The sequence below is a fragment of the Bartonella massiliensis genome, assembly GCF_902150025.1.
Lineage (GTDB): Bacteria > Pseudomonadota > Alphaproteobacteria > Rhizobiales > Rhizobiaceae > Bartonella > Bartonella massiliensis.
The window spans coordinates 60,370-72,878 of record NZ_CABFVS010000039.1 but is presented as its reverse complement, the minus strand read 5'-3'; the positions used below and the strand labels follow the sequence as shown (position 1 = coordinate 72,878).

Annotated in this window: 12 protein-coding genes and 4 tRNA genes; 15 read left to right on the top strand and 1 reads right to left on the bottom strand. The window is 39.2% G+C overall.

Annotation, left to right across the window (positions count from 1 at the left end; translation table 11 throughout):
* Positions 1-137: 137 nt before the first annotated feature.
* The 6 genes from FNZ60_RS08315 to FNZ60_RS08290 all read left to right on the top strand — a co-directional run bounded on the left by FNZ60_RS08315 (position 138) and on the right by FNZ60_RS08290 (position 6,576).
* A tRNA-Leu gene (locus FNZ60_RS08315) sits at positions 138-220 on the top strand.
* 135 nt (positions 221-355) lie between these two features.
* A complete protein-coding gene (gene tig / locus FNZ60_RS08310; protein ID WP_142417125.1) occupies positions 356-1,783 on the top strand; it encodes a trigger factor in 1,428 nt (475 codons plus the stop codon).
* A 126-nt stretch (positions 1,784-1,909) separates the two neighbouring features.
* Positions 1,910-3,409: an Asp-tRNA(Asn)/Glu-tRNA(Gln) amidotransferase subunit GatB gene (gene gatB / locus FNZ60_RS08305; protein ID WP_142417124.1), complete on the top strand. Its 1,500-nt coding sequence runs from the start codon at positions 1,910-1,912 to the stop codon at positions 3,407-3,409.
* A gap of 182 nt (positions 3,410-3,591) precedes the next feature.
* Positions 3,592-3,990, top strand: a complete 399-nt coding sequence (locus tag FNZ60_RS08300; protein WP_142417123.1) for an NADH:ubiquinone oxidoreductase subunit NDUFA12 — start codon at positions 3,592-3,594, stop codon at positions 3,988-3,990.
* Positions 3,991-4,097: 107 nt separating this feature from the next.
* Positions 4,098-4,523 (top strand): DUF2155 domain-containing protein, encoded by a 426-nt coding sequence (locus FNZ60_RS08295; protein ID WP_185913544.1) that lies wholly within the window; start codon positions 4,098-4,100, stop codon positions 4,521-4,523.
* Positions 4,524-5,850: 1,327 nt separating this feature from the next.
* On the top strand, positions 5,851-6,576 hold the full coding sequence (locus tag FNZ60_RS08290) for a rhomboid family intramembrane serine protease (protein WP_142417121.1): 726 nt from the start codon (positions 5,851-5,853) through the stop codon (positions 6,574-6,576).
* Here the strand turns inward: FNZ60_RS08290 and FNZ60_RS08285 are convergent.
* On the bottom strand, positions 6,573-7,403 hold the full coding sequence (locus tag FNZ60_RS08285) for a TrmH family RNA methyltransferase (RefSeq protein ID WP_142417120.1): 831 nt from the start codon (positions 7,401-7,403) through the stop codon (positions 6,573-6,575). The two genes, FNZ60_RS08290 and FNZ60_RS08285, sit on opposite strands and share 4 nt — an antisense overlap.
* Before the next feature lie 205 nt (positions 7,404-7,608).
* On the opposite strand from FNZ60_RS08285, the gene FNZ60_RS08280 reads away from it, so the two are divergent.
* From FNZ60_RS08280 to rplJ, 9 genes are all read left to right on the top strand, one after another.
* Positions 7,609-7,692 (top strand) — tRNA-Tyr (locus FNZ60_RS08280).
* A gap of 31 nt (positions 7,693-7,723) precedes the next feature.
* Positions 7,724-7,797: transfer RNA gene (locus FNZ60_RS08275), tRNA-Gly, on the top strand.
* A 201-nt stretch (positions 7,798-7,998) separates the two neighbouring features.
* A complete protein-coding gene (gene tuf, locus FNZ60_RS08270; protein ID WP_142417119.1) occupies positions 7,999-9,174 on the top strand; it encodes an elongation factor Tu in 1,176 nt (391 codons plus the stop codon).
* 62 nt (positions 9,175-9,236) lie between these two features.
* Positions 9,237-9,312 (top strand) — tRNA-Trp (locus FNZ60_RS08265).
* Between the two features lie 216 nt (positions 9,313-9,528).
* Positions 9,529-9,747, top strand: coding sequence for a preprotein translocase subunit SecE (gene secE / locus FNZ60_RS08260; protein ID WP_142417118.1), 219 nt, complete (start codon positions 9,529-9,531; stop codon positions 9,745-9,747).
* Between the two features lie 20 nt (positions 9,748-9,767).
* Positions 9,768-10,298 (top strand): transcription termination/antitermination protein NusG, encoded by a 531-nt coding sequence (nusG, locus tag FNZ60_RS08255; RefSeq protein ID WP_142417117.1) that lies wholly within the window; start codon positions 9,768-9,770, stop codon positions 10,296-10,298.
* A gap of 148 nt (positions 10,299-10,446) precedes the next feature.
* The gene (rplK, locus tag FNZ60_RS08250) at positions 10,447-10,875 is read left to right on the top strand and encodes a 50S ribosomal protein L11 (protein ID WP_142417116.1); all 429 of its coding nucleotides are present in this window, start codon (positions 10,447-10,449) and stop codon (positions 10,873-10,875) included.
* Between the two features lie 4 nt (positions 10,876-10,879).
* Complete coding sequence (rplA, locus tag FNZ60_RS08245) at positions 10,880-11,584, top strand: 50S ribosomal protein L1 (protein WP_142417115.1); 705 nt, start codon at positions 10,880-10,882, stop codon at positions 11,582-11,584.
* A gap of 357 nt (positions 11,585-11,941) precedes the next feature.
* A complete protein-coding gene (gene rplJ / locus FNZ60_RS08240; protein WP_142417114.1) occupies positions 11,942-12,460 on the top strand; it encodes a 50S ribosomal protein L10 in 519 nt (172 codons plus the stop codon).
* Positions 12,461-12,509: the final 49 nt, after the last annotated feature.

The window sequence follows — 12,509 nt, the reverse complement described above, 5'->3', positions numbered from 1 at the left end:
GAAAAGCCTAGATTTTGTTTTAATTCTTAGTAAGAAAGACGTATATTGAGTTTTTTTAATATATTTGTTTGCTTTTTTTCTATAATTAATGGTATAGAAACGCCGCTTGTATAAGGTTATTAGCTTGCTAAGTTTGAGCGGATGTGGCGAAATTGGTAGACGCACCAGATTTAGGTTCTGGCGGGAGACCGTGGGGGTTCGAGTCCCTCCATCCGCACCACAGCAATCCCTTAAGTGCTACGGATTTCTACGTGTCTGGAATTCCGCTTCATGGTAATGTAACACTAAAAGTGTTAGAATGTAATGATGATTAGAGTGGGTTTATCCCTCTCCTTGAGAAAAATGAAGGTGTTTAATGCAGGTTACCGAGACGCTTAATGAAGGACTGAAGCGCGAAATTAAGATCGTGGTTCCAGCGGAAGATTTAGAAGAAAAACTGAATGAACGATTGGACGATACCAAGGGTAAGATTAAGCTTAATGGTTTTCGTCCCGGTAAAGTGCCTAGTGGACATTTGCGAAAAATGTACGGTAAATCTTTTATGGCGGAGATTCTCAATGAGATACTCTCTGATGCGCCACGTTCTATCTTAGCGGACCGAAATGAACGTGCAGCGATGCAGCCGAAAATCGATATAGATGAAGATGAAGAAATTCTAGAGGGAAAAGCCGATTTTACTTTTAGTTTAAAGTATGAAGTTTTACCAAAAATTGAAATTAAAGACTTTGAACATATCGAAGTTATTCGTGAAATTGCAGCTATTCCTGAAAAGGACATTGATGAGCAAGTTAATCGCGTCCTTTCTTCTACGCGTAATTATTCCCTAAAAGAAGGAATTTCTGAGGAAGGTGATCGTATTACTATAGATTATCTGGGTAAGCTTGAGGGGGTTCCATTTGAAGGTGGGGCCGATAATGATGCACAACTGATTCTTGGATCAAAACAATTTATTCCTGGTTTTGAAGAGCAATTGGTTGGTGTGAAGGCTGGGGATGCAAAAACGATTTCTGTTCAATTTCCTGATAATTACAGTGCAGCACATTTGGCAGGACGGGAAGCAGAGTTTGACATTACTGTCAAGGCTGTCTTTAAACCAGATGAATTGAAAATTGATGATGAAGCAGCGCAAAAAGTTGGTTTGGAATCTCTAGATCGTTTACGTGAGGTTGTTCGTGGGCAGATTGAAAGTCAATATGGTTCAATGACACGTCAAAAAGTTAAACGTCAAATTCTTGATGCTTTAGATGCTGATTACAATTTTGAAATTCCTGAAGGTCTTTTAGAAATTGAGTTTAACAATATATGGGCGCAGGTTAATGATGATTTGAAAAAGGCGGGGCGCAGTTTTGAAGATGAAGGTATTACGGAAGAAAAAGCACGGGAGGAATATCACGTCCTTGCACAACGTCGTGTCCGTCTTGGTTTGGTGCTTTCTGAAATTGGAATGAAGGTTGGTGTTAAAGTTAGTGAGGATGAGCTAAAAGCAGCTGTTTTTGAGCAAGTTCGTCAGTATCCTGGACAAGAAAAGGAGATTATGGATTTTTTCCGTAAGACACCGGAAGCTGTTGAAAATCTACGTGCTCCAATTTTTGAAGAAAAGGTGATTGATCATTTGTTAGCGAAGATAAAAGTCACAGATAAAGAAGTGACGGTTGAAGAATTGATGAAAGAATATGACGAATCAGATGCCCCTGAAGAAAAGCCAGCAAAGAAAAAATCTTCAGTAAAAGAAAAGTCTGCAGAGAAAGCATCAGCTAAGAAAAAGGCTCCTAAAAAAGCATAGATTTAAGTGAATAGAATAAGTCCGATTCTATCGGGCTTTTTGTGAGATTTATATCCTAGGCTTAGATTGGGAATAGTTTTAGATAAGCCATAAGATATGTTTTAAAATATTGGTAGTGGATTGGCAATGAGCATCATTGATACGCGTATTCCTGATTCTAAGCGTTTTATTTCTGGCGTTACAGGTGATTGGGAAGTCATCATTGGCATGGAGGTTCATGCGCAAATCATATCAAATTCGAAGCTTTTTTCGGGAGCATCAACTAAATTCGGTGCAGAGCCGAACAATCATGTATCACTTATTGATGCGGCTATGCCAGGGATGTTGCCAGTTCTTAATCAAGAATGTGTTCGTCAAGCGATTCGAACGGGTTTGGGATTAAAAGCGCATATTAATTTAAAGTCTGTTTTTGATCGCAAGAATTATTTTTATCCAGATTTACCGCAAGGGTATCAGATTTCTCAGTTTCGCTATCCCATTGTAGGGGAGGGGAAGATTATCATATCTGTTGGTCCAGATTCGAATGGTCAATTTGAGGATATTGAGGTGGGAATTGAAAGATTACACCTTGAACAGGATGCTGGAAAATCGATGCATGATCAACATCCAACAATGTCTTTTGTGGATCTTAATCGTTCTGGTGTTGCTCTTATGGAAATTGTTTCCAAACCTGATATGCGTTCATCCGATGAAGCCAAAGCCTATATGACAAAATTGCGGACAATTGTTCGTTATTTAGGAACTTGCGATGGCAATATGGATGAAGGTTCTATGCGTGCAGATGTTAATGTATCTGTTCGTCGTCCTGGTGAAGGTTTTGGAACGCGTTGTGAAATAAAAAATGTTAATTCTATTCGCTTTATCGGTCAAGCAATTGAATATGAAGCGCGTCGTCAGATCGCAATTTTAGAAGATGGAGGCATTATAGAGCAAGAAACACGGCTTTTTGATGCGACTAAAGGTGAAACACGCTCTATGCGCTCAAAGGAAGAAGCGCATGATTACCGTTATTTTCCAGATCCCGATCTTTTACCATTAGAATTTGATCAAGCCTTTGTGGATGCTTTGGCCGCGGATTTACCAGAATTGCCTGATGCTATAAAAGCACGTTTTGTTAAGGAAATGGGATTAACAGTGTATGATGCTTCCATTCTTGTGACAGAAAAAGCTATTGCTGATTATTTTGAAGAAGTAGCGTATGGTCGTGATGGAAAAATAGTTGCCAATTGGGTGATTAATGATCTTTTGGGGGCTTTAAATAAAGATAATCGTGAAATTGCAGAGTCACCAGTATCGCCAGATCAATTGGGAAGTATTGTTGATCTTATAAAAGAAGGCGTTATTTCTGGAAAAATTGCCAAAGATCTTTTTGAAATTGTTTGGAATGAGGGGGGAGATCCACGCCAAATTGTAGAAGAGCGCAATATGAAACAGGTAACAGATACAAAGGCTATTGAAAGAGCTGTTGATGAGATCGTTGCCAATAATTCTGATAAAGTTGCGCAAGCAAAGCAAAAACCTGCTTTAGCAGGTTGGTTTGTTGGACAGGTCATGAAAGCAACAGGTGGTAAGGCCAATCCTCAAACTGTTAATGAATTGGTTAAGAGAAAACTTGGCATAGATTAAATTTTATGGGGTAGAGAAAAATCCATAAATATGATATCTTGCTGGAATTAAGAGATAGTAAGTTATCCGATAAATTGAGGTGTGTCTGGTTTACCAGTCGCTTTTTTGCTAATTTCAAGCATTACTAAGTTTATTCCAGCGCTTGATTTTATTATGAGCATACTGAAGAAATGGAATAGAAGATGGCTCGTTTTTTTAAGCAAGTATTTACCTGGTGGAATGGGAACACCATCGGTACACGTTTTTTTACATGGCGCAAAGGTAAGCGGATAGGGGAAGATCAATTTGGAAATACATACTATGAAGGGGGGCTTCATAAAGATGGTTATCCGCATCGTTGGGTTATTTATAAAGGCTATTCTGAAGCTTCTACTATTCCACCAGGTTGGCACGGTTGGATTCATCATCGCTTTGATAATCCACCAACACAGGAAGATTATCAATCTTATGAATGGGAAAAGCCTCATGTTGCAAATATGACAGGAACAAGCGAGGCTTATCGACCAAAGGGAGCTATTCCTTACAATGATGAGCGTCCTTTTGTGCATGAGGATTATGATGCTTGGTCACCTAAAAAATAACGTAGCCACTAAAAAATAAAATGTTTTAATGGGCGGGTATATTTTCATCTTATTGGGCTCTATGTTATGGTAAGTATTATTTTAAAGGTGCGATTGATTTTGAGATGATGAGCTTTTTTTTATTGTTGAGGTTGAGGCGTTTTAGATATATTTTTTTTATGGGAATTTTAGTGTTTTTATCCTTAAATAGTGGGGTGCGTGCTGAACGTATTAGCAATGGAATTGCTGTTTTTGCAGGTCTTGATAAAATTACGGGGCGGACGACGCGTTTTGAAGTTGCTCTTGGTGAAATTTATCAGTACGGTGCATTACAGGTGACGCCCCGTGCTTGTTATACGAGCTCTAAAGATGAACCAACGCGTACAACAGGTTTTGTTGAAGTCAATGAAGTAACATTAGATAAAAAAATACGGCGTATTTTTACAGGATGGATGTTTGCAGATAGTCCTGGTTTAAACGCTGTTGAGCATCCTATTTATGACGTGTGGTTGAAAGATTGCAAGCAGAGTTCTCAAGACTTACCTCTTCAATGATTACGGTGTTATCTTTTTGTAATACATTGATTTGTAATGATGATTTGTCATTTTGCAATTTGAATGGGAAGTTTGAATTTTTATAATTTTCTCATTCTAAACTTTCTTATATTGAAACGAACAAAACTTATTGCCTTATTCGTTACAAGCAGTCTGCTGTTTTAAGATAAGGAATAAAAGTTTCTCTCATGAATCTTTGAATTTCAAGGATGCACTATGCAAATCAATGTATTGTGTTTTAGAGTATTCCATAGAAGACAATTCTTGGATTATATTTGTTAGAAGTTGAAGTAGAAGTAAAAGACTTGTTCATATTTGTTAATTATGAAGAAGTGAATTGATTCTTGAGCCTTTAATAAGATTAAACCTCTCATGAAGAACAGGACATCATTGTGTTGCATATTTACTGGCTTGTTTTAAAGAGACTGCTCTTAAGGCTCGTCACATTCATTTCGCGACGACACTCATAATGCTATAACGATAAATCCATAAAATATTCCCCATTTTTACATTTGTGGAGGAGCAAGCAGACACCATCACATAATTTGGGACCGCCCCCAATGTTGCTAACAGTCCTTGATATTTAACTCTTCATAAGAGGTATTTTTATTCCTCTCTTGTATCGTTTTATCAACACAACTCCTTCTGCTTGTAACGTGCCGATAATGTGCCGAGCGAATAGTTTTAGTTGATTCAATATAAATGGGTTTGAGATGAGAGAATTTCACGATATTGAGAGGTTTAACTTAATATGAATGAATCAAATATTGCCTTTATGGGGAAAAAAGATTGTCAAATGAGTGATTTATGAAACATCAATGATTATATCGAGAGAACACAAATATATTGGTAGACTTTTATTCTCATGGAGATTCCTTTTTTCATTTAAAAAGTAGAAGTAATTCAAGCTCTTTCTGTTGGAACAATTAAGCTTTAAGATTATTTAAAGCTATAATTGAAATATAACATGATTTAAAAAATGCAACAATTGGTGTATTTCTCGTAAAAAGCAACATTTATGTATTTTACATTTTTATGATAGAGAGCACTCATAAGTGCGTTTGTTTATTCACGAACTCTTGTATATTACGTTGACAAACTTCACCTTTTAATTAAGCAGGATATTACTAATTTTGTAAAGAATATTTTTGATATCCATGCTTTTCAAAATTTTTTTATATAAGAGACACGTATTTTACAGTGAGCTCTTGAAAATTTAAAAAAGGGTCTCGAAGAGTCGTTAAAAGATTCCGTATAACGGGGGAGGGGGGCCTTTATTTTGTACGAAGAATGCTCCGTTATTCTAAAGGATAAGAGATTTTATAGAATGAAAGTTTCTAGTCATCAGAATGTTTCTCGATTGCCGAGAAAACCTAAAGAACCTTTATTGAATGTTCCATTTATTATTGTTGTTTTGATCGTATTTTGTTTTTGTTTTTATTGCATTCCTCAGTATTTTTTTTCTCATCAGCTTTATATTGAAAGTCTTGAGTTTTTTTCATTTACACCTGCATTGTTTAAGACGGATCCTATCGCATTTTTTTATACCATGGTGAGTTATTCATTTATGCATGGTAGTTTTAAACATGTTGCTCTTAATATGGTTTGGCTTTTGGTTTTTGGTTCTCCTTTAGCAAGGCATTTTGGTATTTTACGTTTTTTAATTTTTTGGGTGTTAACGACTGTTATTTCTGTTTTGACTTATTTTATATTTCATCAAGAAAGTGTCATCTCACTTGTTGGAGCATCAGGGGCCGTATCTGGCATGATGGGGGCTATTGCACGTTACGGCTTTCCTCGCTATTATTTAGGGGCCAATGCGCAGAATGAAAAACCTTTGGGGGCTTTATTATCCATCAAAAAAGCCCTTTGTTCTAAGGGGGTGCTTATTTATATAAGTGTATGGCTGGCGGCTGATTTTATTATAGGTATTTCTTCTGTTCTGTTTGAAGAAAATGGTATCTCAATAGCATGGGAAGCACATATTGGCGGGTTTCTTGCGGGTTTTTTGTTGGTTAGCTTTTTTGATGTTTCACAAAAAATTAAAAGCTAGAATCTAAGATATCGATGCGCTACATAAAGTGCTATTGTTGCGGCGTTTGAAACATTTAATGATTTAATATTTCCAGGCATATCAAGGCGTGCTAAAGCGCAAACGGTTTCACGGGTTTTTTTACGTAAGCCTTTTCCTTCTGCTCCTAAAACAAGAGCAACTTTATTCCCTGTTAATGTTGTTTCTAGAGGTTGATCTCCTTCTGAATCCAGACCAAAGCTTATAAAACCCGTTTGATGAAGTTCTTGAAGAGTTTCAGCAAGGTTTCGTACGGTAATGTAATGAATCATTTCTAGGGCTCCAGATGCCGCTTTCGCAAGAACGCCGCTTTCGTGGGGAGAATGCCGGCAAGTAGTAATAAGTGCCTTAGCTTTAAATGCAACGGCAGAGCGCATAATAGCGCCAACATTATGGGGATCAGTAATTTGATCCATAACAATGACCAGATCAGTATTGGTTAATTCCGATAATTTACATGGTTTGAGAGGAAGAGTTTCCAAAACAATCCCTTGATGAACGGCCTCACTTCCAACGAGCGAATCAAGATATTTGGGGGTGCATAATGTAACAGGGCAAGGATAATCTGATTCGGATATATTTAATCGTTTTAAGGCATTTTGGGTAACGTAAAGACATTTTAAACTTCTTTTTGGATTTTTTAAAGCAGCCTGAACGGAATGAATACCATAAAGACGGATTAGTCCTTGCTGTAAGGCAGCAGTTTCCTTTTTTAGGTGTGTAGAAAATCGAGAAGGAGAGCCTTTTGTATCACGATATCGGCGACGCAAACGAGCATAATGAGAATTTTGTGATGTTTTTTCTTTCATAACTTCTTTATAGCGTTTTAAGAGGAAAAATAGCTAGAAAAAATCTATGATTTAAAGTTATGAGCAGGAAATTTGTACAGAATTGTATTTATTCTGTTGACAGATACAATCGTAATCGTCATAACCACTTCGCAATCAGATTGAATTGGATGGGTATTCAAGATGATTGTCGTGATGCCTTATCGCGCGACTTTGCCGGTGTAATGGAGGGGTGCCCGAGTGGTTAAAGGGGGCGGACTGTAAATCCGTTGCGTATGCTACGTTGGTTCGAATCCAACCCCCTCCACCATTCATCGAAGGAGAGTTAGTCCATGGGTCATGCGGGTATAGCTCAATGGTAGAGCAGCAGCCTTCCAAGCTGAATACGCGGGTTCGATTCCCGCTACCCGCTCCAGATGGTTGTTGATGATTAGGCAGTTCGGTGTGATGTATGATGGAAGATGTTCCATTGTTAAGGTAGACGGAGTTTTCCGTCTAGGGGTTGTGATGACTGGGCTGGTATCCCAGTTGAATTCAGTTCTGTAGACCTGCTTCTAAGGGACAAAGATTAGAGAATAAAAAAGATACAGAAGAATAGAACAAGAGATTAATAGCGATGGCGAAGAGCAAATTTGAACGTACGAAACCGCATGTTAATATTGGTACGATTGGTCACGTTGATCATGGTAAGACTTCGTTGACAGCAGCGATTACGAAATTTTTTGGTGAATTTAAAGCCTATGATCAAATTGATGCGGCACCAGAGGAGCGTGCGCGTGGAATCACCATTTCTACAGCCCATGTTGAGTATGAAACGGAAAATCGTCATTATGCCCACGTTGACTGCCCCGGACACGCTGACTATGTGAAAAATATGATCACTGGAGCAGCACAGATGGACGGTGCTATTTTGGTTGTTTCAGCCGCTGATGGTCCTATGCCACAGACTCGTGAGCATATTTTGCTTGCTCGCCAAGTTGGTGTTCCAGCGATTGTCGTTTTTCTTAATAAAGTTGATCAGGTTGATGATGCAGAGCTTTTAGAGCTTGTAGAACTTGAGGTTCGGGAGCTTTTATCCAAATATGATTTCCCAGGTGATGATATCCCTATTGTTAAAGGTTCTGCGTTGGCAGCGCTAGAGGATAAAGATAAAAGCATTGGTGAGGATGCGGTTCGTCTTCTCATGAGTGAAGTTGATAGTTATATCCCAACCCCTGAGCGTCCTGTTGATCAACCATTTTTGATGCCAATAGAAGATGTCTTTTCGATTTCAGGTCGTGGAACGGTTGTTACGGGTCGTGTTGAGCGTGGTATTATTAAAGTTGGAGAGGAAATCGAGATTATCGGCATTCGTCCAACGTCTAAGACGACGGTGACAGGTGTTGAAATGTTCCGCAAGCTTTTAGATCAAGGTCAAGCGGGTGATAATATAGGGGCTTTGCTTCGTGGTGTTGATCGTGAAGGAATTGAGCGTGGTCAAGTTTTGGCGAAACCTGGTTCTGTTACACCACATACGCGTTTTAAAGCAGAAGCTTACATTTTGACGAAAGATGAAGGCGGTCGTCATACGCCCTTTTTCACGAATTATCGTCCTCAGTTTTACTTCCGTACAACGGATGTTACAGGTATTGTTACGCTTCCAGAAGGAACAGAAATGGTTATGCCAGGCGATAATGTTGCGATGGATGTGTCTCTGATTGTCCCGATAGCGATGGAAGAGAAGTTGCGTTTTGCTATTCGTGAAGGTGGTCGTACAGTTGGTGCTGGTATCGTCTCTAAGATCATTGAATAAATAATGCTTATGGAAGAATTGCTGGAAGGGTTACTAAAGGTGTTATAGTTTTTGATAGAGTTAGGGGTATAGCTCAGTTGGTAGAGCGGCGGTCTCCAAAACCGCAGGTCGCGGGTTCAAGTCCTGCTGCCCCTGCCAAAAGGAGAATGGGGTTTTAGATATGGGGGAACAGATTTTACTGCCTCTTTCGCTTTTTTTTATATGGGGCTTGTTTTTTTGTGTGTGAAACGCTATTGAATAGGGAGTGAAAAAATTGCATCAGTCTGGAAGTTGGCTTTTGCATTTTTTGTATTTGTTTTTGTATAAAACACAATGGGATTAGAAGAGAGTATATAGGGCGAGAGAGAGTATAGTGTGACGAAGGCATCTAAAAACAATCCGATTACCTTTTTAAAGCAGGTTTATGCAGAAACAGCTAAAGTAAAATGGCCAACGCGTCGCGAGACTGTTATTTCTACTGTTATGGTTTTGCTGGTGACTGCGTTAGCTTCAGCTTTCTTTTTTGTTGTGGATCAGGTTATGCATTTTAGTGTTTGGCGGGTTATTGATCTTCTGAAATATCTTTTTAGTTGAGAATGTAAGGAAGTGTGACTGTGGCGGTTCGTTGGTATATTGTTCAGGCATATTCAAATTTTGAAAAGAAAGTAGCGGAAGTTATTGATAAGGAGGCGAAGCAAAAAGGACTTGACCATTTATTTGAAAGGATTTTTGTTCCAACGGAGCGCGTTGTAGAAGTTCGTCGTGGACGAAAGGTTGACGCTGAACGAAAATTTTTCCCTGGTTATGTTCTTGTTCGTGCGGAATTAACAGATGAGGTTTATCATCTTATTAAGAATACACCTAAAGTAACAGGTTTTCTAGGGTCGGATGCGCGTCCTGTTCCTATTTCTGATCGAGAGGTTGAGAAAATTCTCAAACAAGTTCAGGAAGGGGTTGAATCTCCGAAATCTTCTGTATTGTTTGAGGTTGGAGAGCAAGTCCGCGTTGCTGATGGTCCTTTTGTTTCGTTTAATGGAATTGTTCAAGAGGTTGAGGAAGAGCGCTCTCGTCTTAAGGTTGAGGTGCTTATTTTCGGACGTCCTACGCCTGTTGATTTGGAATTTGGTCAGGTTGAAAAACTCTGATTACTTAGAGTGATTTTAAATGACTTTAAGGAAGACGTGGGAGGTGATTTATAGCTTTTGTCGGCTTAATGATCCGAACCACATGACTGCAGCGGGTAGCAAGCAAGGTTAATTGTTAGTATACCAGTGAATTTAAAGGCAGATTGTTATGGCAAAAAAAAGTATAGGTCAGCTCAAGTTGCAGGTTCCTGCAGGGGCTGCTACTCCATCTCCACCGATTGGTCCGGCTCTTGGGCAACGTGGTATTAATATCATGGAATTTTGTAAGGCGTTTAATGCAGCAACACAAGAAATGGAAAAGGGAGCACCGATTCCAGTTGTTATTACGTATTACCAAGATAAGTCTTTTACGTTTTCTCTCAAGACACCTCCTGTATCGTTCTTTTTAAAGAAGGAAGCACAACTGAAGTCCGGTTCAAAAGAGCCTGGAAAAGTGTCTGTAGGCAGCATTTCTCGCGATAAAATTCGCGCAATTGCGGAATCAAAGATGAAAGATCTTAATGCGAATGACATTGAGGCAGCGATGCGTATGGTTGAAGGCTCTGCGCGCTCTATGGGCTTAGAAGTGGTGGGCTAGTATTATGGTAAAAGTAGCAAAGAGAATAAAAAATATACGGAAAGATATTGATTTTAATCAACTTTACGCTTTAAAAGATGCTGTTTCAATGGTTAAGGAGCGTGCTGTTGCTAAATTTGATGAAACAATTGAAATTTCAATGAATTTGGGTGTTGACCCTCGTCATGCTGATCAGATGGTTCGAGGTGTTGCTCATTTGCCAAACGGTACAGGACGAAATATTCGTGTTGCTGTTTTTGCTCGTGGGGATAAGGCTGAGGAGGCTAAGGCAGCAGGAGCTGATGTTGTAGGTGCTGAAGATTTGTTTGAAAGCATTAATGGGGGAAAAATTGACTTTGATCGTTGTATTGCAACGCCAGATATGATGCCTCTTGTTGGTCGTCTCGGTAAGATTTTGGGTCCAAGAAGTTTGATGCCAAATCCGAAAGTTGGTACTGTAACACTTGATATTGCTGGTGCTGTCAAAGCTTCTAAAGGTGGTGCTGTCGAGTTTCGTGTTGAAAAAGCCGGTATCGTGCATGCTGGTATTGGGAAGGCTTCTTTTGGCGTTGAAAAAATCGTAGAAAATATTAAAGCCTTTGCAAGTGCAGTTATTAAGGCAAAGCCACAAGGTGCGAAAGGTGAATATATTAAGCGTGTTGCTGTTTCTTCAACGATGGGGGTTGGTATTAAAGTTGATCCAGCAACAGTTCGTTCAGAGACAGTATAAATCTGATTTGTAATTTTTTGAGGTATGTGACGATCAACATTATATTTTAAATGTCAGTTTTGACGGGCATTTAGCTATCTAAGCTTTATAAGGCTTAGGTTATACCGGAAGAAATTCCGGAATATCCTGTCCGAGATTGTAGGTGATGCTTTTAAGTATCTTAATCAAGAAAAACCTGCATGAGACTGGGGTAAAAAACTGAGAGTTAAAAGACTTGAAGGATTTGAGCCAGGGTTGCCTTTGAACGCTGTGCGTGAAAAAGGGGACAGGATCCTCATCGATAGCATAAGAGATTTTATGCTATCAAAGGTAACCAACAGATTTGTTTGAAGCAAATTTGTTAAATGGAGAGAGACAGTGAATAGAGCGGAAAAACGCGAATTTGTTACATGGCTTAACGAGGCTTTTCAGAAGTCTGGTTCTGTTGTTGTTGCACATTATTCCGGTCTGACAGTTTCGCAGATGAATAATCTTCGTTCAAAAATGGGTGAAGCTGGCGGTGCCGTTAAAGTCGCCAAAAACCGTCTTGCTAAAATCGCTCTTCAGGGCACGGAATCTGAATCGATAGCAAGTTTGTTTACTGGGCAGACGCTTATTGCTTATTCAGAAGATCCAATTACAGCACCAAAAGTTGCTGTTGATTTTGCGAAAAGCAATGACAAATTTGTCATCCTTGGTGGTTCAATGGGTGCAACGAATTTGAGTGTAGACGCTGTGAAGTCATTGGCTTCATTGCCTTCGCTCAACGAGTTGCGGGCAAAAATTGTGGGTATGATTTCTACCCCTGCGACCCGTATTGCACAGGTTGTTAATGCACCTGGGGGGCAGGTTGCGCGTGTCATTGGAGCATATGCTCAGGAAGATAAGGCGGCTTAAGGCTGTTTGTATTCATATTTATGGGAAAGCTTTGCTGCTTTTCTGTTTT

Excerpts from the sequence above, each read along its gene's own strand:
- gatB (WP_142417124.1), top strand. The coding sequence starts at position 1,910 with ATGAGCATCATTGATACGCGTATTCCTGATTCTAAGCGTTTTATTTCT.
- tuf (WP_142417119.1), top strand. The coding sequence starts at position 7,999 with ATGGCGAAGAGCAAATTTGAACGTACGAAACCGCATGTTAATATTGGT.
- rplK (WP_142417116.1), top strand. The coding sequence starts at position 10,447 with ATGGCAAAAAAAAGTATAGGTCAGCTCAAGTTGCAGGTTCCTGCAGGG.
- FNZ60_RS08290 (WP_142417121.1), top strand. The coding sequence starts at position 5,851 with ATGAAAGTTTCTAGTCATCAGAATGTTTCTCGATTGCCGAGAAAACCT.
- FNZ60_RS08295 (WP_185913544.1), top strand. The coding sequence starts at position 4,098 with ATGAGCTTTTTTTTATTGTTGAGGTTGAGGCGTTTTAGATATATTTTT.
- FNZ60_RS08285 (WP_142417120.1), bottom strand. The coding sequence starts at position 7,403 with ATGAAAGAAAAAACATCACAAAATTCTCATTATGCTCGTTTGCGTCGC.
- tig (WP_142417125.1), top strand. The coding sequence starts at position 356 with ATGCAGGTTACCGAGACGCTTAATGAAGGACTGAAGCGCGAAATTAAG.
- FNZ60_RS08300 (WP_142417123.1), top strand. The coding sequence starts at position 3,592 with ATGGCTCGTTTTTTTAAGCAAGTATTTACCTGGTGGAATGGGAACACC.
- rplA (WP_142417115.1), top strand. The coding sequence starts at position 10,880 with ATGGTAAAAGTAGCAAAGAGAATAAAAAATATACGGAAAGATATTGAT.